The following is a 22,128-nucleotide window of genomic DNA, read 5'->3' as shown; positions in this document are numbered from 1 at the left end:
CAGATGGTCGATATCTCCAAGGTTCGCGCAATCGACATTCACACCCACGCTGAAGAACCCTGCGGGTGCCACTCGGATGACGGCTATGACTACCTGCAGGCAACCATGGCCAACTACTTTGGCGCGCCGTGGAGCCATCCGCCTACGGTTCCCGAAACTGCACAGCACTATCGCGAGCAAAACATAGCCGCGGTGATCTTCCCGGTCGATGCCGAGCGGGAAACCGGCTATCGGCGCTACAAGAACGAAGAAGTTGCCGCATTGGCGGCGGAAAATGACGACGTGCTGATCCCGTTTGCGTCAATTGATCCGCACAAGGGCAAGATGGGCGCACGCGAGGCGCTCCGCCTGATCCGCGAATTTGGTATCAAAGGGTTCAAGTTTCATCCGACGATGCAGGGGTTCTACCCCAATGACCGCATGGCTTATGACCTTTACGAAGCAATCGCCGAGGAAGGCTGCATCGCCCTGTTTCACACTGGTCAGACCGGTGTCGGTTCGGGCATGCGGGGTGGTAACGGAATGCGGCTTAAATACTCGAACCCGATGTTCATGGATGACGTCGCCGTCGATTTTCCGGATATGAAGATCATCCTCGCGCATCCGTCATTTCCCTGGCAGGAAGAGGCGCTGTCCGTGGCGCAGCACAAGCCCAACGTCTATATCGACCTGTCCGGTTGGTCACCAAAGTACTTCCCCGAGATTCTAGTGAAATACTGCAACTCGATCCTCAAGAAAAAGGTCCTGTTTGGGTCCGACTGGCCAATGATCACTCCAGAACGCTGGCTGTCGGATTTCGAGAAGATCAATATCAAGGACGAACTGCGCCCGGACATCATCAAAGGCAATGCCGCGCGCCTGCTGGGACTGACCCCGTGATGCTGCCCCCTGCCCCATCACTGCCCTACCCAGTCACTTTGAACTTCGACTGTGCCGAACCGCCAGAACCGGGCCGCGTCGTGGTCGTCGAAGTCACCAGCTATCGGGTGACATGATCATGAAGCCATTCGAAGCCCCACTTGCGGACATCTTATTCACGTTGAACCACGTAGTCCGGGCCACCGATCTTCCAGATTGGGACGCTGACCTAGCTGGTGAGATCGGCGAACATTTTGCCGCCTTCGCACAAGGTGAAATTGCCCCGCTGGACGAGCCGGGAGACAGGCAGGGATGCTCGCTGGAAAACGGTCGCGTATCCATGCCTGCCGGCTTTGCCCAAGTTTATGCAACGTATTCGGAACAGGGCTGGCCCTCGCTCACCGTGCCTGGAGAATATGGCGGTCAAGGGCTTGGTGCCCTGATACTGGCCATAACGTCCGAGGTGTTTTCGGGCGCAAACCACAGCCTTCAGATGGTTACTGGGTTGGTTCCTGGCGCGGTGCGTACCTTGTTGCGCTTTGGCACGAAAGATCAGCAGTCCCGGTACATTCCCTCTCTGGCCTCGGGTGAAACTCTGGCCACCATGTGCCTGACCGAACCCGGGGCCGGGTCTGACCTTTCTCGCGTGCGCTGCCGGGCGGAACCTGCTGAAGATGGCTGGAAGATCACGGGAGAAAAAATCTTTATCTCTGGCGGTGACCAGGACATGAGCGATCACATCCTGCATCTTGTGCTTGCACGCACGTCCGATGAAGGCGTCAGAGGTTTATCGCTGTTTCTATGCCCCAGCACCTGCACTGACGGCAGCCGTAACCACGTTACCGTAACGCGCATCGAGGAAAAGATGGGCCTGCATGCCTCACCCACGTGCCAGCTGGCATTTGATGGGGCCAAAGCTGAACTGATCGGGGCCGAGGGTGAAGGTCTGATGGCCATGTTCACCATGATGAACCACGCCCGGCTTGATGTCGCCCTACAGGGCGTCGCGCACACCGCGCGGGCCTATGACATTGCCAGTACTTATGCCAGTGAAAGGGTGCAGGGACGCAATGCCGACGGTCGACCGGCAACACTGGATCAACATGCCGATATCCGCCGTATGCTGGATCAAATCGACTGGCTGGCAATCAGCAGCCGCAGTCTTGCACATCTTGCATTTGTCACCATGGAACGGGGTACATCGCCTGACCTGGTCGACTTTCTGACCCCGGTTGCTAAGGTCTATTGCACCGAAGCCGGTATCAAGGCCGCCGAATTGGGTATGCAGGTACTGGGCGGCTATGGCTATTTGCGCGAATACCGGCTGGAGCAGACCTATCGCGATGCCCGAATTACCTCGATCTATGAAGGGGCCAACGGCATACATGCGCGTATGCTGGCAACACGTCTTGCCGCAGAGCCTGCGGGCGACGCCTTTGCCGAATTTGTTGCGCATGAAGCCGAGCATTGGACATGCGATGCGATCTCGGACGCACTGGACAATTGGCAATCCGCTCGCAGAAAGCTGAAACAGGGTGACAGCGCGGCGATGGCGCATGGGTTCATGCAAACGACGATTGATACCGCTCTGACTTGTCTGCGGGTGCGGCTGCGCAACGCCGCAAGCCTTCATCCATCCCCGGAACGGATCAAACGCATTTGCGGTTGAGGCTGGATCCAAGCGCGCAGATTATCGACAACCGATACCCGCCACCAATCGGACTGAAAGGAACGTAACATGACAGATCCAAAAGTGCTGATCGCGGGTGGTGGTATTGCCGGGTTGTCGCTGGCACTGACACTGCATCAGATTGGCATCGACTGCACTGTCTTTGAAAGCGTTCGGCACCCGCGCCCGCTGGGTGTCGGAATAAACCTGCAACCCAACGCCGTGCGCGAGTTGTACGATCTGGGTTTCACGGCTCAGGATCTGAATAAGTTCGGCGTCCCTGCGCAGGAATGGGCGCTTGTTGGTTTGAATGGGCACGAGATTTACGCGGAACCGCGCGGAACATTCGCTGGTTACAACTGGCCGCAATACGCGGTGCATCGCGGCGCGTTTCACATGGCGCTTTACCAGCGGTTTGTCGAACGCGCAGGCCCGGATGCCGTACGCCTTGGTGCTCGGGCCACTGGGTACCAGACCAATGCGGATGAGACGGTTACAGTGCGGTTGCAAACTGACCAGGGGGACGTCCGCGAAACCGGTGCCATTCTAATCGGCGCCGACGGTATCCATTCAGCCATCCGAAACCAGATGCATCCAAGCCAACCTCCGATCCATTGGGGAGGCGCCGTCATGTGGCGCGGCACAACTTTGGCAAAGCCCGTGCGCACGGGTTCTTCCTTTGTCGGACTGGGTACGCATAAGAAACGAATGGTGATCTACCCGATCTCACACCCCGATCTCGGAACCGGCATGGCGCTGATAAACTGGATTGCCGAAGTCACCTACGATGACCCGGACGCGCATGCGGCAACCGGGTGGTTCCGGCAGGTCGAGGCCAAGGATTTCGCGCACCATTTTGACGGATGGACCTATGACTGGCTGGATGTTCCAACTCTGATCCGCGGTGCGGATGTGACATATGAAAACCCGATGATCGACCGCGATCCGGTTGAAACGTGGGTTGACGGGCCGGTTGCCCTGATCGGAGACGCCGCACACCCGATGTACCCTACCGGTTCGAATGGGGCCAGCCAGGCGATCATGGACGCCCGCATATTGGGGGCCAGCTTGCTCAAGCATGGCGTGGGCTCAACCGCGCTGGCGGCCTATGATGACACGCTGTGCGGTCCGGTGTCAGACCTTATCCTTCGCAATCGGGGTGCCGGGCCTTTTGGCCTGTTGAATTTGGTCAATGACCGGTGTGGCGGTGTGTTCGACGATATTGAAACAGTCATTCCCTTGGCTGAAAGGGCCAGTTTCATGGCCAAATACAAAGCTGCCGCAGGTTTTGCGCGCGACGCCCTGAACAGCGCACAGCCAACGATTGCGCCCGGCTCGCAGCTGGCTTGGCAGGCGTGATGGAAAAGCTATCGGTGGATTGAGCACCTGCGCCCATTTCAACAGCGTTTAACCGGTCCTGTGTATCGCCCGCAAAATCATGCGCTGCCGTGAGTGATTTCGCGGCATACCAGCGTGTCCCACCGAAATTTCGTTTGTGGCGAAACGACCAACAGCTAATCGGAAAGAACGCACCGGATCAGACCTGTCTGAACGCCAGACACGTTTTGATAGAAGGAAATTGATTTCATTGCACCGCCTTCTCATGTTCAATTGCACGCAAGGCGACAGGGCCATTGAAAGGACTGAATATGCAGGATCATGGATATGCGTCAGGTCGACTGAACCTACCATTCGTCGGAATATCAACCTTTGGAAAATCTCCGTATGTCGAGGATTGGGACAATATTGATGCGGATGTTTGCATCCTTGGTGCGCCATTTGATTTCGGCACGCAATGGCGCGCCGGGGCAAGGTTCGGCCCTCGGGCCGTGCGTGAAGCTTCGACCCTGTTCAGTTTTGGACATGCCGGTGCCTATGACCACGAAGACGACGCAACCTATCTGGACAGTTCAGTACGTATTGTGGATTTGGGGGATGCGGATATCGTCCACACAAAGACCGAGGCCAGCCACGAAAACATCGCCTATGGTGTTCGCAAAATCCTGACCGCAGGGGCGCTGCCGCTTGTGATCGGCGGCGATCACTCTATCAACATTCCCTGCATTTCCGCGTTTGAAGATGATTGTGCGCAAAATGGCCCGATCCACGTGGTTCAAATCGATGCGCATCTGGATTTCGTGGACGAGCGTCACGGTGTCACCAATGGCCACGGCAACCCCATGCGACGGGCGATCGAAAAAGACTATGTCTCAGGGATGACCCAGTTGGGCATTCGAAACGTCTCGTCAACCGCCAAGGAAGGATACGAGGACGCGCGCGCATGTGGATCAGACATCCTTTCCGTGCGTCAGGTGAGAAAGCTGGGAACCGAGGCTGTTCTTGAACGCATCCCCGAAGGTGCTCGGTACTATGTGACAATAGATATCGACGCCTTTTGCCCCTCTATTGCGGCGGGGACCGGGACACCCAGCCATGGGGGATTTTTGTATTATGACGTTCTGGAAATCCTTCAGGGCCTCGCTAAACGCGGCAATGTCGTCGGCATCGACCTTGTCGAAGTGGCACCGGCCTATGACCCCAGCGAAAGCACGCAGATACTGGCCGCGCAGCTATTGTTGAATTTCCTGGGTTTTATCTTTCACGAACGCGCCGGTCGCGAGAGATGAAGGGGGAGCGTTTGCTCCCCCTTCTTTGTATCAGGCACCGATGATGTTGTGGCCAGGCCCATATGGGAAGCCGGTGATGTTCTCGGCCCCATGTTCGCCAACCACCAGAATATCATGCTCGCGGTAGCCCCCTGCACCGGGTTGCCCTTCGGGGATCCACAGCATGGGCTCGATTGAAACGACCATGCCAGGTTCCAACACGGTGTCGATATCCTCTCGCAATTCCAGACCGGCCTCGCGCCCGTAATAATGGCTGAGGATGCCGAAAGAATGGCCATACCCGAACGAGCGGTATTGCAGCAGCCCCTCATCGGCAAAGAAACGGTTGATCTCGGCGGTGATGCCTGAACAGGTCGCACCGGGTTTGATCAGGCTCAGACCCAGTTCATGGGCCGCCACATTGGCTTTCCACAGGCGCAGGCTGTCAGCGTCCGGCTCGCCCAGAAACAGGGTACGTTCCAGCGCGGTGTAATAGCCTGAGATCATCGGGAAAGTGTTCAGCGACAGGATATCGCCTTTTTGCAGGGCGCGTTTTGTAACCGGGTTATGCGCGCCATCGGTGTTCAGCCCGGACTGGAACCACACCCAGGTGTCGCGATATTCGGCATCTGGATAGGCGCGCGCGATTTCCTCTTCCATTGCGTCTCGGCCCGCCATGGCAATCTCGATCTCTGTCGCGCCTTCACGGATGGCCGCATGGATCGCCGACCCGCCAACATCCGCGGTGCGTGCGCCACCCTTGATCAATTCAATCTCTTCGGCGGACTTGACCATGCGCGCGGTCATTGTATCCGGCGCGATATCAACCAGCTCGGGGGTACCCAGCATCCGCAGGGCAGTGTCGCGGGCGGCCAGCGTCATGTGGTCGCCTTCAATGCCGATGCGCTTGGCGTTGCCGATCAGGCTTGCAACCGCACGCCAATAATTGTCGCGCTTCCAGTCAGTATAAATCACGTTGTCTTCGACCGACCGACGCCACGGTTGCCCGGCGTCGATGTTGGCCGAAACGGTGGTGCAGGCCTCTTGAGTGACCACGCAGCCATACAGACGGCCAAAGGAACAATACAGAAAGCCCGAGTAGTAGGCGATATTCTGCATCGATGTCAGCAGAACCGCAGGGATATCACGTGCGGCCATGATGCTGCGAAGCTTGCTGAGACGGCGATCATATTCACCCTTGCTGAACGGCAAAGGCGCTTTGTCACCATTGTGGCAGGTAAAGAATTCGGGGCGTTTTGTTGTGTCGGTCATCACTTGGTCTCTCAACTTTGCCGGGCGACAAATCCCGGCCACATGTCCCGGCGTTCAGGACAGGCGGTCTCGGGGTCCGAGAGCCGATCACCCCCTTACGTGCCGCGACGCCATCGCAGCGAGGGTGAACAGGGAAATCGTTAGATCAGACGATACGATCCGTCAAGCGGGGGAAAGCCCCCGCAGGCGTTCCGAACGACGCCGCAGCAATTCAACCGTGGTCAGCAGCGCAATCGACAGAACCACAAGGATTGTCGCAACCGCCAGAATGGTCGGGCTGATCTGTTCCCGCAGGCCGGTGAACATCTGCCACGGCAAAGTCTTCTGACTGGCTGAGCCCACAAACAGAACCACCACAACTTCGTCGAACGAGGTGATGAAGGCGAACAGACCACCCGAGATCACACCCGGCAGAATCAGTGGCATCTGGATCTTGAAGAAGGTACGTACCGGCCCTGCCCCCATGTTCGCAGCAGCACGCGTTAGTGAGCGATCAAAGCTCACAAGCGTGGCGGTCACAGTGATGATCACGAATGGGATACCCAGAACGGCGTGCGCCAGGATGACTTTCAGATAGCCCACAAAGTTCTTGTTCATGCCCAACGTCCCTTCAAGGAACCGACCGATATCGCTGTAGAAGAAGAACATGCCTGTTGCCGAGATGATCAGCGGAACGATCATCGGCGAAATGAGGATTCCCATGATAGCACGGCGACCGGGGACGTGGCTCTGGCTGAGGCCAATGGCCGCCAGAGTACCAAGCGAAACCGAGATGACTGTGGCAATCGGGGCAATGATCAGCGAGTTCTTGAAGCTGCGTTGCCATTCATTGTTGGTAAAGAAATCGCGGTAGTGCTTCAGCGAATACCCTTCAGGGTCAAGCCGCAACATCTCGGGCGTGAAGGTGAAAAAGTCTTGTGCGTTGAACGACAGCGGCAAGACCACAAGGATCGGTGTAATCAGGAAGACGAAGATCGCACCGCAGATCACCCGAAACAGGTAGTGGTAAAAAACTTGCTGCGCGGTCAGGTATGGCAGCAGCTTGCGCCGGTATCGCCCTTCGTACAGCCAGTAGGTAAACCAAATAAAGAACCAGCCGCCCAGCAGGCCAAGAACGCCTCCCATAAGACCTGACAACAGGAAGCCTACGATGCCAAAGCCGAGAATATTGATCCAGCGGGCCAACTGCTCGTTCTTCAGAATGTTGATGTAAATCCATGCCAGTCCGGCGATCACGATGGCGCCGCCCAGGACCCCCAGCAGAACCGAGCCGTTTCCGGCGCCGACAAAGATACCAGCGAATGCCCCGGCCAGTGCGACGCTGGGCAAAACCATGGACAGAGGTTTGCGGGATATCGGAGTAAGTGCGGCCATCTTGATTATCCCAACTTCACGTTATCAATGCCCACGATCTTGTCGTAGACCCAGTAGAGCAGCAGAACGACCGCCAGCAGTATCGTTCCCAGCGCCGCCGCCAGTCCCCAGTTCAGTGAAGACGAGATGTGATAGGCGATCCGGTTTGAGATAAAGACACCTTTGGTACCACCCACAATTTCAGGCGTGATGTAGTAGCCAATCGCCAGAATGAACACGAGGATGGAACCAGCGCCGATGCCCGGAATGGATTGCGGGAAATAAATGCGCCAGAAGGTCGTCCAGTTCGTCGCCCCCATGGATTTCGCAGCGCGTGTATAAGTTTCCGGAATGGTCTGCATCACTGAATACATGGGTAGGATCATGAATGGCAGCAGGATATGCGTCATCGCTGTGATCGTACCGATCTGGTTGTTGATGATCACCAGCCGTGCATCGTCGGCTACTAACCCCAGCCAGACCAGCGTTTCGTTGATTACGCCTTGCTGTTGCAGCATGACTTTCCAGGCTGATGTTCGGACCAGCAGCGACGTCCAGAACGGCAAGAGCACAAGGATCATCAACAGGTTCGACACCCGCATCGGCAGGGTGGCCAGCAGGTAGCTGACCGGATATGCCAGAAGAATACAGGCGCCGGTAATAACCAGTGACATGAACAGGGTCCGGCCAAACAACTTGATCAGGATCTGCTTGTCATCAGGCTGAGATTGCGCGCCGTCAGGGGTTCTGCGCATATCCACTGCATTCAGAAAATACCCGTTGGTGATCTTCGGCGAATGGGTTTTGATCACGCGCCACGTTTGTGGATCGCCCCATCCGTCGTGAATATCAATTAGTTGCTCCTTGAACGGACCATCCGTTTCAGGATCCAGTTTCTTGATCTGACGACCTGACTTGCGGAACATCGAAGACATACCGGTTTCTTCGTAGTTCAAACGCGAACCAAGCCGTGTGTGCTCTTTGTTGTCAATCGCAACAATCATATCCCGGACAAATGCGTTATACACATCTTCGCCCGGCAATTCGCCAGACTGCTCGTCCCAATTTTGAAGCGCCTCGACAGTTAGAGGCAGTGTTTCCGAAACGATGCTGTTCTCGACCGATCGGAAAAGCATCGCCGCGATCGGCACAATAAAGGAAAACAGCACGAACAAAAGCAAAGGGGCGATCAGAAGAAGGGCGCGCAGCTTTTGCCGCCGCAGCGAGCGTGCCAGCGATAGTTTGAGCGGCGTTCCGTCCGCTGCCAGCATGGGTCCGGCGTTTTGGCTTGCGTCAGTCATTCGAGCCCCTCGGGTATGTCTTGGTTCAGGGGCGGCGCACCGCCCCCGACTGTGTCATGAAATCAATCGCTTACTGCGCCAGCCATGCCTGGAACTTGGCGTCGATATCGTCGCGGTAATCCGCCCAGAATTCGTAGTTATACAGGAACGTGTTCTTGGCGTTTTCCGGATCGGTCGGCATATGCGGTGCCATATCGATACCCAGATCGGCGTGCTGACCCACAAGTGGAGCTGACGAAGCGCGGGCCGGACCGTACGAGATGTACTTGGCCTGATCCGCCAGACGCTGAGTGTCGGTTGCGAACATGATATAGTCCAAAGCGCGCTGCTTGCGCTCATCGCTCAGTCCGGCAGGGATGATCCAACCGTCCAGATCGAACACCTGCGCGTCCCACAGCATTGCAACCGGCTGTTTCTGCTCTTCGATCACACTGAACAGACGACCGTTATAGGTCGAACCCATGACAACTTCGCCGTCAGCCAGCAACTGAGGCGTGTCCGCACCGGCGGACCACCAGACAACGCTGTCTTTGATGGTGTCCAGCTTGGCCAAAGCCTGATCCTGACCTTCCGAAGTCGCCAGAACGTCATAGACATCATCCTTCGCGACGCCGTCACACAGCAGCGCCCATTCCATATTGTTGATGGGGCGTTTTTCCAGCGAACGCTTGCCCGGATATGCCTCCAGGTCGAACACTGCACAGATGTCGGTTGGTGGGGTGTCACCTACCAGATCGGTGCGGTAGCCGAATGTGGTCGAATAGACGATCTGCGGAATAAAGCAGTCGCTGACTAACAGTTCCCCGAAATCTTCAGAAGCCGGCGTGCCATCCGGAGCCGGAGCCAATTGGCTGTCAAAATCGATTTCAAGCGCCAGACCTTCGTCGCAAAGCCGGATTGCGTCAGCGGCCACAACATCCACTACATCCCATGTGATGTTGCCCGCTTCATTCATCGCGCGCAGTTTGGCGACGGCCTCGTTCGAGCTGTCATCGTTCAGAATCGTGATGCCGGTCTTTTCCGAATAGGGCTCGTGATACGCCTTCAACTGCGACTTTGAATAGGCACCGCCCCAGGAAACGATGGTCATCTCCTCGGCTGAAACAGTGCCCGCAGCCGTCGCAATTGCAGCCGCAGTGAGCATGATCTTGGTTGGTTTCATGTGTTACTCCCAGTTCATCCCGTTTTATGTGGTGGTCAGCCGATGCACGGGTTTTCACCGGCCGGTCCCTCAGCTTAACCGCGCTTGTCCCGCGCGGTTTGGTCTATGCGTCGAGCGCACGACAATCCTGTGCCAGCCAGCCGATCTCGATCTCCTGACCCGGGGTCAGGCGTACGGCATCAGGCGCATTTCGAGTTTTGGCGATGAATTCGTTGTTTCCGGCAACGGACATGCGGAACCGAAATACGTCGCCCATGTAAATGAATTCTTCGACCCTTGCTTTCAAAGTATGGGCGTCGGCGTGCAGGCGGTCTTTGTTGAATTCCACACGTTCAGGGCGGATCGAAACTTTGGTCCGGTCGCCTGCGTTGTGGACGTTGATCGGAACCGCGTCGATTTCCGAGCCATCATCCAGGCGTACGACGCAAGTGTCGCCATCAATCGATTTAATAACACCTTCCAACGTGTTGTTTTCACCGATGAATTGCGCGACGAAACTGTTTTCCGGCTCTTCGTAAAGCTGATCAGGTGGCGCAAGCTGTTGAATGCGGCCATCGTCGAAGACGGCCACCCGATCTGACATGGTCAGCGCTTCGGTCTGGTCGTGGGTCACGTAGACAGTTGTGATCCCAAGCTCATGGGCCAGACGTGTGATTTCGAACTGCATATGTTCACGAAGCTGCTTGTCCAATGCCCCCAAAGGCTCGTCCATCAAGACCAGTTCGGGCTCGAATACCAGGGCACGGGCCAGAGCAATCCGCTGTTGTTGCCCGCCCGACAGCTGAGCAGGACGTCGGCCACCAAAGGCGCCCATCTGAACCATATCCAGCGCGCGCTTGACCTTTTCATCCCGCTCCGACTTGCCCAGCTTACGGACTTCCAGCGGAAACGACAGGTTCTCGGCCACCGTCATATGCGGGAACAAAGCGTAATTCTGAAAAACCATGCCAATACCGCGCTTGTGCGGCGGGATATTGTTGATGGGCTTGCCGCCCAGGAGGATTTCACCGTGCGTGGCGGTTTCAAATCCGGCGAGCATCATTAGGCAAGTCGTCTTGCCCGAGCCTGACGGCCCAAGCATTGTCAGAAACTCACCTTTGGGCATTGCAAGGTTTAGGTCTTTTACGACGAGGTTCTCGCCGTCATAAGACTTCTGTACGCGTTGGAATTCGACAAACGCGGCGTCGTTCATTGTATCGGCCACAAGACCCCCTGTTACGTCAAATGATTATCCGTCTTCTGCGGATTTCATTGATCTGTAGCCGTTAGTTAAGACCAAGCGATGTTCACATTGCAACAGTGAATCCCGGTTTTGTTACACAATATCGGGATTTAACAGCTCACCCGGCTTCGTTCAGAACCCGCATATGCCACGCAAGACTTTGATTACTGGACAGAACCGGCTTGCCGATACGAGCGCGTATCTCGGGAATAGCCTGTTGTGTGCGAAGGTTTGTACAACTCAGAAAAACCGCATCAACCGACGGGTCCGAGCCCAGTTTTGTGGCAGCGTCGATAACGGATTGCACCGAAATCCGAACAACTTTGGCCTCTTCTGATTCCCCGAATGTCCCCAAAACATCCATCTCCACTCCGCCTTGGGCAAAGGCCCGGCGCAGGGGAAGGTTTACCTCTTCAATATAGGGCGACAGCAGCGCGAATTTCGAAACTCCCAGGTGTCGCGCACAGGCCGTAGCTGCACGCAAAGGGTTTGTAACTTCGGCGGTCTGGCATGTCTGTTTAACAAGTTCCGCTACACGGTCGGACCCGATAACCGAGCTTGCAGACGTGCACCCGTACCCGACAACGCGATAAGGTCGCGCGCTGGGCAGCAATGCGGCGGCGGCTGGCAGCGCCTTCTCCATTTCCGCAAGGCTTTCCGTCGTCACCTCGATCCCGCTGGGAATACGTGTCACATAGATTGGATACTTGCGGTCCGAAAAATACGAGCTGAACTCAGGCTCCAACGTTTCATCGGTCTGCAACACGATCAGACCAAGCGGGGTGGACTTGGGATCGTCTTCATCAAGGGCGTAATGGATCCGGGTCATATCTCGATCACCTCTGGCCCGATGCGTGGGCTTAGAAAACGTGGGGTGCCTTCGGTGATGACAATGTTTTCTTCATGGACAAGTATTTTTGTACCAACGGCGATGCCCGGCTCCAACGTCAAAACCATGCCGGGTTCCAGCACGGTCTGGTCTGCCGGGATAAGGGACGGCCATTCTGTCAGTGACATCCCCAACCCATGACCCAGCCGCCCTGCATCTGTGCCTTCAGCATCTTTGGTAAGCACCTTGTTCATAGCATGGAACAAATCTGAGGCTGTTGCACCGGGCCGTGCGATCTCGAGCGCGGCATCCGAGGCTTCTACCAGTCTGGCGTGCGCTGATCTCACCTCGGGCCGGGCTGGGCCGACGGACCAATTGCGATCAAAATCACAGAAGTAGCCATCCCAAACCAGACCTGTATCCAGCATAAGCACGTCGCCAGGTTCCAACGGCGCCGAAGTTGCAGGTGATATTACATCACTGTAGCCGCCCTGCTCTGCCCCGCCTGCAAGATACGGCACCCAATCGGCCCCTTCCTCAAGGCAGAGCATCTGGAACCGGCGAAAAACCGTGTCCAGAGGCACTCCTGCGCGGGCAACCTCGGGAACGCGGGCGAACGCGCGTCCAGCGATATCGCAGGCTGTTTGGATCTTCGCAATTTCAGCCTCGGATTTGATCATGCGCAACCGGCGCAGGATACCCTGATCACCGGTAATGCGACGCGAACCGAGAGCGCCGCGCAAGCGTTCAATGTCCGCCATGGGCATCCGCACATGTGTCTCATGACCATCCGGCACCCCGATATTGCCCGAAACGGGCGTCAGTTCGGCCAGGACGTCGGCCAGAAGCGAGATACCGTCGTCCTGCAAGTCGGGCGCACTCCAGGTTCGGATGTCATCGATCCAGGTCTGCCCCATGAGCGCGGCCCCGATCGAAGGGATCACGGCCACCGGTTTGCCCGCGGCAGGCACGACCAGAAACCATGGCCGGGTTGGGCTTTCCCAAAATCGGGTGAGATAGCCGGTAAAGTAGCGCACATCAGTTTCTGTCGTCAGCAGCAGCGCCGATAAATCCGCGACTCGCATCAACTCCTGCGCGCGTTTGGTACGCGCCTCGAATTCTGCCTGATCGAACCCCCTCATTCCGCGATCTCCGACAGAAAGCACAAAACGCGTGAGTGTTCGTCGATCCCTATGGCTTTCCGCGCGGTTTCGTTCATCACTGCCGCAAGGCCTGCCCCGCCGGACGCCGTGGTGGCCAGCCCGGCCTTTGCCATTGCGTCAAGCTTTGCCGCCACATCGTCGTCTGACAGGGTCAGGAACAGGTCTGCGTCGCGAGCCAATCCGTTTAACGCGATCAACGATGGTTCCTTGCAGTCCAGACGCCCCATAATGCTGTCAGGGCCATCCGCGAAAACACATTTTCCGGCGGCTATGCTGGCCTGCAACGCGGGTGCCGCTTCGGGTTCAACCACAACGATCTTCGGTGCGTCGCCCCAGATGTTTCGTGCATAGGCAGCAACGGCACCGGCCAGCCCGCCCACGCCTGCCTGCAACAGAATATGCGTCGGAACCTCGGGACACTGCCTGACAGCCTCTGCCGCCATTTGCAGATAGCCTTCCATAAGCGTCCATGGCAGGTCATAATATCCTTCCCACGAACTGTCCGACAGCAATATCCAACCGTTTTCGTCGGCAGCCATTCTCGCGGCCTCCATGCTGGCGGCATAGTCAGCACCACTTCGAACAACTTCGGCTTTTTGGCCTTTGAGACGTTCCGCAAAGGTTTCGGGCACAGTTTCAGCAATGTAAACAACAGCTTTCGCACCGAAAATTCTGGCACCCGCCGCAACACTCATGCCGTGGTTCCCGGCGCTGGCGGTCACATAGGTTGCGCCTGCCAGAGTTTGTTCACCCGGCTCACCTGTCCTCTCGGCCGCATGACGCGCAATTACATAGGCCGCCCCTAAAGCTTTGAACGAACCAAGGTTCATCCGCGCCCGCTCATCCTTCACCCAAAGCTGGGCTACAGGGGCCAGTTTCCCAACATCCACCAATGGCGTTTCTTTCGCGACAGGGCACTGAGAAAGCAAATCTTCAACACGGGCAGCATTTGTAGAAGGATACGGCGCAGACGGTGCAAGCTTTTGGCCCCCCCGATGTGGATTGGTGATGATCTGCATACGCCCCTCGCCTAATTGTTCATCTGGTGACGTGACCCTACCGATGGAACACTGTCAATCAACCTCTGCCGTTAGCCAGAGACGTCGACGACCTTCGGGGTCTGTTCTGTTACCAAGGCCAACACCCAGTCGTGAAACAATCGGGCAGCCGGATTGGCGGCGTTTGACGAGAGGTAATAGCCTTCGTTGCTGTCAACCGAACATTCATGCGCGCGTATGACCAGACCGGCGGCAATCGCATGAGTCGTCAGTAATTCGCTCACCAACGCGACACCGCTGCCGTGAACGGCCAGTTGCAGAGCCATCCCAAATGTATCGACAAAAACACCAGGTTGGCGGCGCAAGCCCTGTTTTTCAAACCATGTGCCCCACCCACTTGATGTCCCGACAGCCTCGATCAGAGGCAGGTCAAACACGCCGCCCGCGACCGTCGGGGATTTCACGGCAACCAGACGGTCAGGCATCAGGCGGACAGCGCCCTGTCCCACCTGTTTCTTTGATCCGAACCTAACCTGAACATCAGCGTGGGATGCGTGGAAATCGTCGGGCCAGATCGCACTGAGAAGCCGAACGCGAACTTCAGGATGGCGTCCGGTAAAATCTGACAGATATGGGGCAATAACCCACTGGGCGATGCTAACAGACGTGGCGACGGTCAAGATGTCTCCGGACGCGCTGGCGTCCACGCGCCAGGCAGCCGCGGCAAGCGCTTCAAGCGCGCTGCCAACCTCGGGCAATAGTTTACGCCCCGCATCCGTCATCGCCAAACTTCTGGGGTACCGCACAAAAAGAGCTGTCCCCAAACGCATCTCGAGCGATTTCACCTGCTGACTGACCGCCGATTGCGTCAAGCCAATCTCTTCGGCAGCCGCCGTAAAGCTAAGCGTTCGTGCAGCCGCCTCGAAGGATCGGAACCAGGTCAGTGGTGGAAGAGATTTACCCATTTGGTCAAGCTGTCCATTAATCTTTTTAATGGCAAAGCACATAATTCAATCATTTGTCAAAAACCCTGTCCGTTTTTAACGTTTGCGAGCGCGACAGGAGAGCTTTGATGCAACCGGAAATACGTAAGATCGTCACCTACGATGAGGAGGTCCTTGTCGAGGGCTTCCGAGCCGCCAAAACCCCATGGCGCATGTTTGCCGTGGCCGCAGTGGTTCACAACCCCTGGGCAGGACGGTTTGTGGAAGACCTTAAACCCGAGATACAGGCCTATGGCCCTGTTCTGGGTGAGATGATGACGAAACGTATGATCAAACTGGCCGGGAGTGGTGAGGCAATCGAAGCCTATGGCAAAGCCGCCGTGGTCGGGCTGAATGGTGAGGTCGAGCACGCTTCGGGCCTTATTCACACGTTGCGCTTTGGCAATCACTACCGTGAGGCCGTCGGTGCGAAATCCTATCTGGCGTTCACCAACACACGTGGTCCGGCAAATGCGCCGATCATGGTGCCGTTGATGGATAAAAACGATGCCGGGCGGAGGTCGCACTACCTGACAATTCAGTTCTCAATTTCTGACGCACCGCGCGATGACGAAGTTGTGGTCGTATTAGGCGCAGCAACCTCGGGCAGACCGCACCACCGTATCGGTGACCGTTATCAGGATCTCAAGGATTTGGGCCATGACCTGGACAACCCGGCCGCGGTCTGAGATCGGCGGGCTGGCGGCTATCCAGACTGGTTCGGGTCAGAATATCCTTCTGTTGCATGGTGTTGGTTTACGGGCTGAAGCCTGGGGTGCGCAATTGGACGGGCTTGAGTCCGAGGGTTGCATGACCGCTCCGGACATGCCCGGTCACGGAAACAGCCCATTAACTGACCTCAGCATCGGGCTTTCGGCGTACACCGAAGCGGCTCGGGGTGTTCTGGACTGCATGAGTGGAGCGGTCGTTTTGGTTGGCCACTCGATGGGGGCCATGATCGCGCTTGATGTTGCCACCAAAGCGTCAGACCGGGTTTGTGGGGTCGTCGCATTGAACGCGGTTTTTGAGAGAGCCGCGAATGCGGCACAGGCCGTGCGCGACCGTGCGGCGCAGCTGGATGGCAAGACGATCGCTGATCCCACCAGCACATTGCATCGATGGTTCGGAGATGTCGCCTCGGCTGAGCGCGATGCCTGCCGTAGATGGCTGACGGCCATGGACCCGGCTGCGTATAAAACGGCCTATTCCGTCTTCGCCCACAGCCAGTGCCCCCGACGCGATGCGTTGGAGAAACTAAGCTGCCCGGCGCTTTTTCTAACCGGCAGTCTTGAGCCCAATTCAACCCCGGAGATGTCACGCGCCATGGCGGACGCCGCGATGAACGGGCGCGCGCAAATCATTGAAGGCGCTGCACATATGATGCCGATGACGCATGCAGATCAGGTCAACGCTGCGATTTCCAGCTTTCTGAGTGTGCTGCGCCCATGACCGCGCTTGATCCTCTTGACCTTCGTCGTGCATTCGGTCGGTTCATGACCGGTGTGACGGTTGTGACGACGCGTGATGACGCAGGCAATCCACTTGGCTTTACGGCCAATTCCTTCACTTCGGTTTCTCTCGACCCGCCGCTGCTTTTGGTCTGTCCGGGAAAAAACCTGTCTTCTTTCAACGTTTTTGCAACCTGCGCCCGTTTCGCGGTGAACATTCTGGCCGAGGGGCAGGAAAACGTATCCAATACGTTTGCCGGGTTCAAAGGTGATCGATTTGCCAAAATCGATCACTACTTTGATACGAATGACGTCCCTTTGATCAGGGGGGCAGTCGCAACGTTTTCCTGCCGCACTCATCAGGTTGTCGAAGCCGGCGACCATTGCGTTTTGATCGGTCAGGTCGAAACGTATTCTCAGGACGATGCCACCGGACTTGGCTATGCGAACGGGCAGTATTTCAGCCTCGGACTGGAGCGTGGCGCGCTGGAACCATCCGGGCGAAATGTGGTCTGTGGCGCGATCATCGAACAGGACGGGCACGTCTTTCTGGAGAAAACAGATGCCGGTTTCCGCCCGCCGCAAGTTACGCTGTCAGATCGGCAAGATCTGCGAAGCAGCCTTATGCAGAACCTGACGGCAAGGGGTATCAATGCGCGCCTTGGCGTCGCGTATTCCGTCTATGACGATGCGACCACGCACCATGTTTACATTCTTGCGTCTGCGCCCGCCCTGCCCCGGCATGGCCCGTTTCACGCAGTCGCAACCAAAGACCTGGCGACCCTACCTTACGCGTCAGCACCCATCGCCACCATGATGGCTCGTTTTGCGCTGGAAAGCCAAACCCGCAATTTCTCGCTTTATCTGGGTGACGCCCAGCGGGGCGATGTGCACAGCCTGTCGGAAAGGACCTGAGGAATGGAGTTTTCCCTTTTTGCCCATATGGAACGGCTGGGCCCCGAAGAGTCGCATGAGAAGTTGTATGAAGAGTTCATCGAGCTGTGCAAGATGGCTGATCAGGCAGGGATGCGTGCGGTCTGGACCGGTGAACATCACGGGATGGATTTCACCATCGCACCCAACCCGCTGATGTCGCTGGTGGACATCGCGCATCATACCAAAAACGTGCGCCTTGGCACCGGCACTGTGATCGCACCGTTCTGGCATCCGATCAAACTGGCGGGAGAGGCAGCCGCTGCGGATATCATGACCGGTGGCCGGATCGAACTGGGCATAGCGCGCGGTGCCTACTCTTATGAATATGAGCGGCTTATGCCCGGTCTGGACGCATGGACCGCCGGTCAGCGAATGCGAGAGATCGCTCCTCTGCTGCCCAAATTGTGGGAAGGCGACTGCGCGCATGACGGAGCGTTCTTTCAGTTTCCCGCCACCAGTTCGGCGCCAAAGCCGGTGCAGCTCGGCGGGCCACCCATCTGGATTGCCGCGCGGGATCCGAACAGCCACGAGTTCGGCGTTCAGAACGGGTTCAACATTCAGGTCACCCCGCTCTGGCAAGGCATCGAAGAAATCGAGACACTGATGACCCGTTTTGAGACCGCCTGCGCCAATCACGGCGGAGCGCGCCCCAAGATCATGCTGCTTCACCACACCTATGTCGGGCGCGATGACGCTGAACTGGATCAGGCTGCGCGGGATTTGTCCCGGTTCTACAACTATTTCGGCGCGTGGTTCCAAAACAAGCGACCAGTCCGACAGGGATTGATTCAGGCTCTGACCGAAGAAGAAATGGCAGCCAACGCAATGATGGCACCCGAAAACCTTGTGCGCGATCTGACAATCGGCACGGCGGACGGGGTAACAGAACGTCTGAAACGCTATGAAGACCTTGGATATGATGAATACTCGTTTTGGATCGACAGCGGCATGAGCTTCGAACGCAAGCGCGCATCACTTGCCCGTTTCATCGACGATGTAATGCCGAAGTTTCAGTGAGGGGCCGCAATGCACCAGAAGCCACATTACCAGCTATTTATCGACGGCACTTGGACCGAAGGGGCACGTGGGCAAGTGATGACCTCTTTGAACCCCGCGACGGGCGAGGAATGGGCCAGTTTCGCCTGCGCCGCACCCGAAGACGTAGAGCGCGCCGTTTCTGCAGCGCGCCAGTCACTTGACGATCCGGCGTGGCGGGACATGACGCAAACCGCGCGTGGCAAACTGTTGTTCCGGCTTGCGGAACTGATCGAACAGAACGCAGGACGCCTTGGCGAGGTCGAGACGAAGGACAGCGGCAAGCTGCTGGCGGAAACCGCGACCCAAACGGCTTATGTCGGCGATTATTATCGCTACTATGCGGGGCTGGCGGACAAAATCGAAGGCGCGGTCCTGCCGATCGACAAACCGGACATGCATGTCTTTACGCGGCGCGAGCCCATTGGCGTGGTAGTCGCAATTGTCCCTTGGAACGCGCAGATGTTTCTGACGGCTACCAAGCTTGGGCCGGCTCTTGCCGCGGGTTGCTCGGTTGTGCTGAAGGCATCAGAGATTGCGCCCGCCCCAATGCTGGAATTCGCCCGCTTGATTGACAAAGCGGGATTCCCACCCGGCGTCGTTTCCGTCATTACCGGGGACGCCGAGAACTGTGCGATCCCTCTCACCCGACACCCTGACGTGGACCGCATCGCGTTTACTGGCGGGCCGGAAACGGCGCGCCATGTGGTGCGCAACTCGGCGGAAAACTTTGCTGTAACCACGTTGGAATTGGGTGGAAAATCCCCGATCATAGTTTTCGATGATGCCGATCTGGATGGTGCGGCCAACGGACTGATCGCGGGTAATTTCGGCGCTTCGGGTCAAAGCTGCGTCGCAGGATCGCGCGGGCTGATCCATCGCCCCCTTATGGAATCCCTTATCGCCAAAATCGAAGAAAAGATGACGGGCATTGTCATCGGTGATCCATTGAAACCTGAAACACACATTGGCCCTCTGTGCACAAAAGCCCAGATTGTCAGAATTCAGGCGACGCTGGCCAAGGCCAAGGAACAGGGCGCCCGTATTCGTTTCGGTGGCGCGCCACTGGATCAGTCAGGTTATTTCATGGCCCCAACGCTGGTGGAATGCACCAATGCCGAGACGGAGACCCTGAAGGTGGAAATGTTCGGCCCCGTCATGTCCTTGCTGCCCTTCGACACTGAAGAAGAGGCAATCGCCTTGGCCAATGACAGGCCGTTCGGGCTTGGCTCGGGCATCTTCACCGAAAATGTCGCCCGTGCTCACCGTGTTTCATCACGCCTGAAATCGGGCATCTGCTGGATCAACACCTACCGCGCCGTCTCACCCATCGCGCCCTTTGGCGGTTTCAATCAATCCGGTTATGGCAGGGAATCGGGATTGGAGGCCATTCACGATTACACGCGAACCAAGACCGTTTGGCTGAATACATCGGACAAACCGATGTCGAACCCATTTGTTATGCGCTGAGGTGATCTGCTAGACGATCAACGATCACAACTGCACAGCAGCGCTGCCTTCCAGCCTTATCACTTGCCCCACTTTCAGCAGGATCAAGAGTGGGTGCGATTTGCTTGGGAAAACGCGATGATCGCATCAACCAACAGGTCAATCGTATCAACAGCTCTTACGTCCGCGGCGACACTGTCGGCGATTAACGACAGCTCTGAACACGCGATAAGTTGCATATCTGCCCCGGCACCAATCAGTTCCGCAGATACGGTATTCAGAGTTTCGCGTGCCTCATTGTAAGGATCACCGGCCTTGATCCTGCGGATGGCCGCAAGCATCTTGCCCTCATCTGCTGGCCAGACAACTGACATTCCCCGCGCTTGAAACGCGGTGTCGAAAAGACCTACGCGCCGCAGCGCGGGCGACGCCAGCATCCCGATACACCCACCCGGTCCGATTGTCCGGTCGGCACGATCCACTGCCAGTTCCACCATGTTCAACAAGGGAATAGTCGCGGCATCCGTAATCGCAGCAGCATAGTAATGTGCAGTGTTGCACGGCATGGCCAATGCCACAGCCCCGGCAGCTTGAAGACGACGTGCCATCGCGGCAAGCACAGGCCCCGGATCCGCGCCCGTTCCGTCAATCAAGTGAGAAATGCGAGACGGCACCTGCGGGTTCATATCGATCAACAACGGGATATGGTCGCGATCGTCGTTTGCAGGCACAGCCTCCACCAACTTGCGCTGGAGGAGGATAGTCGCCTCGGGACCCATGCCACCAAGAATACCGATCGGGGCCCGCGTCATTGGTCAGATATTGACCCAGCGGTTCTGATAGTCAAACACAAAGTCATACCCCCCCAGCGCCGCTGCACCGCCGGTATGCAGGAATACGACACGCTGGTCCTGGAACTCGCCTTTGCGTGCAAGATCAATAAGACCTGCCGCACCTTTTGCCGAATAGCAGGGATCCAAAAGTATCCCCTCCAGCTCGGCGAACATCCGGATTGCCTCGATACCACTTTCGGTAGGCAAGCCGTAACCCTGTCCGACGTAATCTGTATTGGCCATCACGTCTTCGCGGTTCACGACGCCTGCACATCCCAGCTTCTCGGCTGTTTTACAGGCAAGATCGTAAACCATCTGTTCTTGTTTAAGTTGGGGCGCCCGGGTCCCGATCCCCAAAACCGGCACCTTCGCGTTCATGGCGCACATACCGGTCACCAACCCCGCCTGCGTTCCCGAAGAGCCGGTCGCGTGCACCAGCCGGTCAATTCTTAAACCGCGGTCGTTGGCTTGGCCCAAAAGCTCAAAAGCTGCGTTCACATAGCCAAGGACACCTGTCGGATTTGATCCACCACCGGGGATGAGGTAGACGTTGCGCCCCTCTGCCCTTTTCTTTTCTGCTGCTTTTTCCATCTCGGCCGGCATGTCATGCCCGCCGGGAAATTTCTCGGTGGTTGCACCGTGGAGGTGATCCAGCAGGACATTGCCGTTGGTGTTGTAGTTTCCGTCCTGATAACCGGTGCGATCTTCCAGCAGAATATGGCAATCAAATCCCAGCTTGGCTGCAAAAGCGGCTGTCTGTCGGCCGTGGTTGGTTTGAGTTGCCCCTTGCGTCATGACCATATCCGCGCCCTGCGCCTCGGCTTCGGCCATCAGGAATTCCAGTTTGCGGGTCTTGTTGCCACCGGTCGACATACCAGTGCAGTCATCGCGTTTGATCCAGATTTCCACCCCCAGTTCTTTGGACAGCCTCTTCATCGGTTCCAACGGCGTCGGCAGATGGGCAAGATGCACACGTGGAAAGCGGGCGAGATGCATGTAGAGGCTCCTAAC

Annotated in this window: 20 protein-coding genes; 9 read left to right on the top strand and 11 right to left on the bottom strand. The window is 57.1% G+C overall.

The genetic code is table 11. The annotated features are described in order from the left end of the window. The first annotated feature begins 3 nt into the window (after positions 1-3). The 4 genes from ACR0BF_RS03445 (at position 4) to speB (ending at position 5,154) form a co-directional block, all read left to right on the top strand. Positions 4-879 carry an amidohydrolase family protein gene (locus ACR0BF_RS03445; protein WP_480624280.1) on the top strand — a complete coding sequence of 292 codons (876 nt, stop codon included), beginning with the start codon at positions 4-6 and terminating at the stop codon, positions 877-879. A gap of 118 nt (positions 880-997) precedes the next feature. Further along, the gene (locus ACR0BF_RS03440; protein WP_480624279.1) at positions 998-2,527 is read left to right on the top strand and encodes an acyl-CoA dehydrogenase family protein; all 1,530 of its coding nucleotides are present in this window, start codon (positions 998-1,000) and stop codon (positions 2,525-2,527) included. Between the two features lie 69 nt (positions 2,528-2,596). After that, the gene (locus tag ACR0BF_RS03435; RefSeq protein WP_480624278.1) at positions 2,597-3,886 is read left to right on the top strand and encodes a flavin-dependent oxidoreductase; all 1,290 of its coding nucleotides are present in this window, start codon (positions 2,597-2,599) and stop codon (positions 3,884-3,886) included. Positions 3,887-4,176: 290 nt separating this feature from the next. After that, complete coding sequence (gene speB / locus ACR0BF_RS03430; RefSeq protein ID WP_480624277.1) at positions 4,177-5,154, top strand: agmatinase; 978 nt, start codon at positions 4,177-4,179, stop codon at positions 5,152-5,154. Positions 5,155-5,184: 30 nt separating this feature from the next. On the opposite strand, the gene ACR0BF_RS03425 is transcribed toward speB, so the two are convergent. The 9 genes from ACR0BF_RS03425 to ACR0BF_RS03385 all read right to left on the bottom strand — a co-directional run bounded on the left by ACR0BF_RS03425 (position 5,185) and on the right by ACR0BF_RS03385 (position 15,398). Further along, positions 5,185-6,405 carry an aminopeptidase P family protein gene (locus ACR0BF_RS03425; protein ID WP_480624276.1) on the bottom strand — a complete coding sequence of 407 codons (1,221 nt, stop codon included), beginning with the start codon at positions 6,403-6,405 and terminating at the stop codon, positions 5,185-5,187. A gap of 162 nt (positions 6,406-6,567) precedes the next feature. Continuing rightward, on the bottom strand, positions 6,568-7,779 hold the full coding sequence (locus tag ACR0BF_RS03420; protein WP_480476314.1) for an ABC transporter permease: 1,212 nt from the start codon (positions 7,777-7,779) through the stop codon (positions 6,568-6,570). Positions 7,780-7,784: 5 nt separating this feature from the next. Then, positions 7,785-9,059: an ABC transporter permease gene (locus ACR0BF_RS03415; RefSeq protein WP_480624275.1), complete on the bottom strand. Its 1,275-nt coding sequence runs from the start codon at positions 9,057-9,059 to the stop codon at positions 7,785-7,787. Between the two features lie 70 nt (positions 9,060-9,129). Continuing rightward, a complete protein-coding gene (locus ACR0BF_RS03410) occupies positions 9,130-10,221 on the bottom strand; it encodes an extracellular solute-binding protein (RefSeq protein WP_480476310.1) in 1,092 nt (363 codons plus the stop codon). A gap of 103 nt (positions 10,222-10,324) precedes the next feature. Beyond that, positions 10,325-11,425 (bottom strand): ABC transporter ATP-binding protein, encoded by a 1,101-nt coding sequence (locus ACR0BF_RS03405; protein ID WP_480476308.1) that lies wholly within the window; start codon positions 11,423-11,425, stop codon positions 10,325-10,327. Positions 11,426-11,561: 136 nt separating this feature from the next. Further along, a complete protein-coding gene (locus ACR0BF_RS03400; protein WP_480624274.1) occupies positions 11,562-12,272 on the bottom strand; it encodes a maleate cis-trans isomerase family protein in 711 nt (236 codons plus the stop codon). After that, positions 12,269-13,414 carry a M24 family metallopeptidase gene (locus ACR0BF_RS03395; protein ID WP_480624273.1) on the bottom strand — a complete coding sequence of 382 codons (1,146 nt, stop codon included), beginning with the start codon at positions 13,412-13,414 and terminating at the stop codon, positions 12,269-12,271. Before ACR0BF_RS03395 ends, ACR0BF_RS03400 begins: the two co-directional genes overlap by 4 nt. Next, positions 13,411-14,454 (bottom strand): pyridoxal-phosphate dependent enzyme, encoded by a 1,044-nt coding sequence (locus ACR0BF_RS03390; RefSeq protein WP_480624272.1) that lies wholly within the window; start codon positions 14,452-14,454, stop codon positions 13,411-13,413. The genes ACR0BF_RS03395 and ACR0BF_RS03390 overlap by 4 nt, the downstream gene beginning before the upstream one ends. A gap of 71 nt (positions 14,455-14,525) precedes the next feature. Beyond that, positions 14,526-15,398, bottom strand: a complete 873-nt coding sequence (locus ACR0BF_RS03385) for a LysR family transcriptional regulator (protein WP_480624271.1) — start codon at positions 15,396-15,398, stop codon at positions 14,526-14,528. 107 nt (positions 15,399-15,505) lie between these two features. On the opposite strand from ACR0BF_RS03385, the gene ACR0BF_RS03380 reads away from it, so the two are divergent. Genes ACR0BF_RS03380 through ACR0BF_RS03360 form a run of 5 tightly spaced genes read left to right on the top strand, consistent with a single transcriptional unit; the run spans position 15,506 to position 20,305 of the window. Further along, the gene (locus ACR0BF_RS03380) at positions 15,506-16,105 is read left to right on the top strand and encodes an amino acid synthesis family protein (RefSeq protein WP_209504371.1); all 600 of its coding nucleotides are present in this window, start codon (positions 15,506-15,508) and stop codon (positions 16,103-16,105) included. Further along, the gene (locus tag ACR0BF_RS03375) at positions 16,077-16,865 is read left to right on the top strand and encodes an alpha/beta fold hydrolase (protein WP_480624270.1); all 789 of its coding nucleotides are present in this window, start codon (positions 16,077-16,079) and stop codon (positions 16,863-16,865) included. The genes ACR0BF_RS03380 and ACR0BF_RS03375 overlap by 29 nt, the downstream gene beginning before the upstream one ends. Further along, positions 16,862-17,779: a flavin reductase family protein gene (locus ACR0BF_RS03370; RefSeq protein WP_480624269.1), complete on the top strand. Its 918-nt coding sequence runs from the start codon at positions 16,862-16,864 to the stop codon at positions 17,777-17,779. Before ACR0BF_RS03375 ends, ACR0BF_RS03370 begins: the two co-directional genes overlap by 4 nt. Positions 17,780-17,782: 3 nt before the next feature. Beyond that, on the top strand, positions 17,783-18,817 hold the full coding sequence (locus ACR0BF_RS03365) for an LLM class flavin-dependent oxidoreductase (protein ID WP_480516447.1): 1,035 nt from the start codon (positions 17,783-17,785) through the stop codon (positions 18,815-18,817). Positions 18,818-18,826: 9 nt separating this feature from the next. Continuing rightward, on the top strand, positions 18,827-20,305 hold the full coding sequence (locus ACR0BF_RS03360; RefSeq protein ID WP_480624268.1) for an aldehyde dehydrogenase: 1,479 nt from the start codon (positions 18,827-18,829) through the stop codon (positions 20,303-20,305). A gap of 83 nt (positions 20,306-20,388) precedes the next feature. Here the strand turns inward: ACR0BF_RS03360 and cuyB are convergent, their stop codons facing one another. After that, positions 20,389-21,096 (bottom strand): cysteate racemase, encoded by a 708-nt coding sequence (gene cuyB / locus ACR0BF_RS03355; RefSeq protein ID WP_480624267.1) that lies wholly within the window; start codon positions 21,094-21,096, stop codon positions 20,389-20,391. Positions 21,097-21,099: 3 nt separating this feature from the next. After that, complete coding sequence (gene cuyA, locus ACR0BF_RS03350) at positions 21,100-22,113, bottom strand: D-cysteate sulfo-lyase (protein WP_480604026.1); 1,014 nt, start codon at positions 22,111-22,113, stop codon at positions 21,100-21,102. Between the last annotated feature and the right edge of the window lie 15 nt (positions 22,114-22,128).

It is taken from the genome of Ruegeria sp. AG7 (assembly GCF_056541545.1).
Note: the sequence above shows the minus strand (reverse complement) of the source record. Positions and strands in the feature narration are given on the sequence as shown.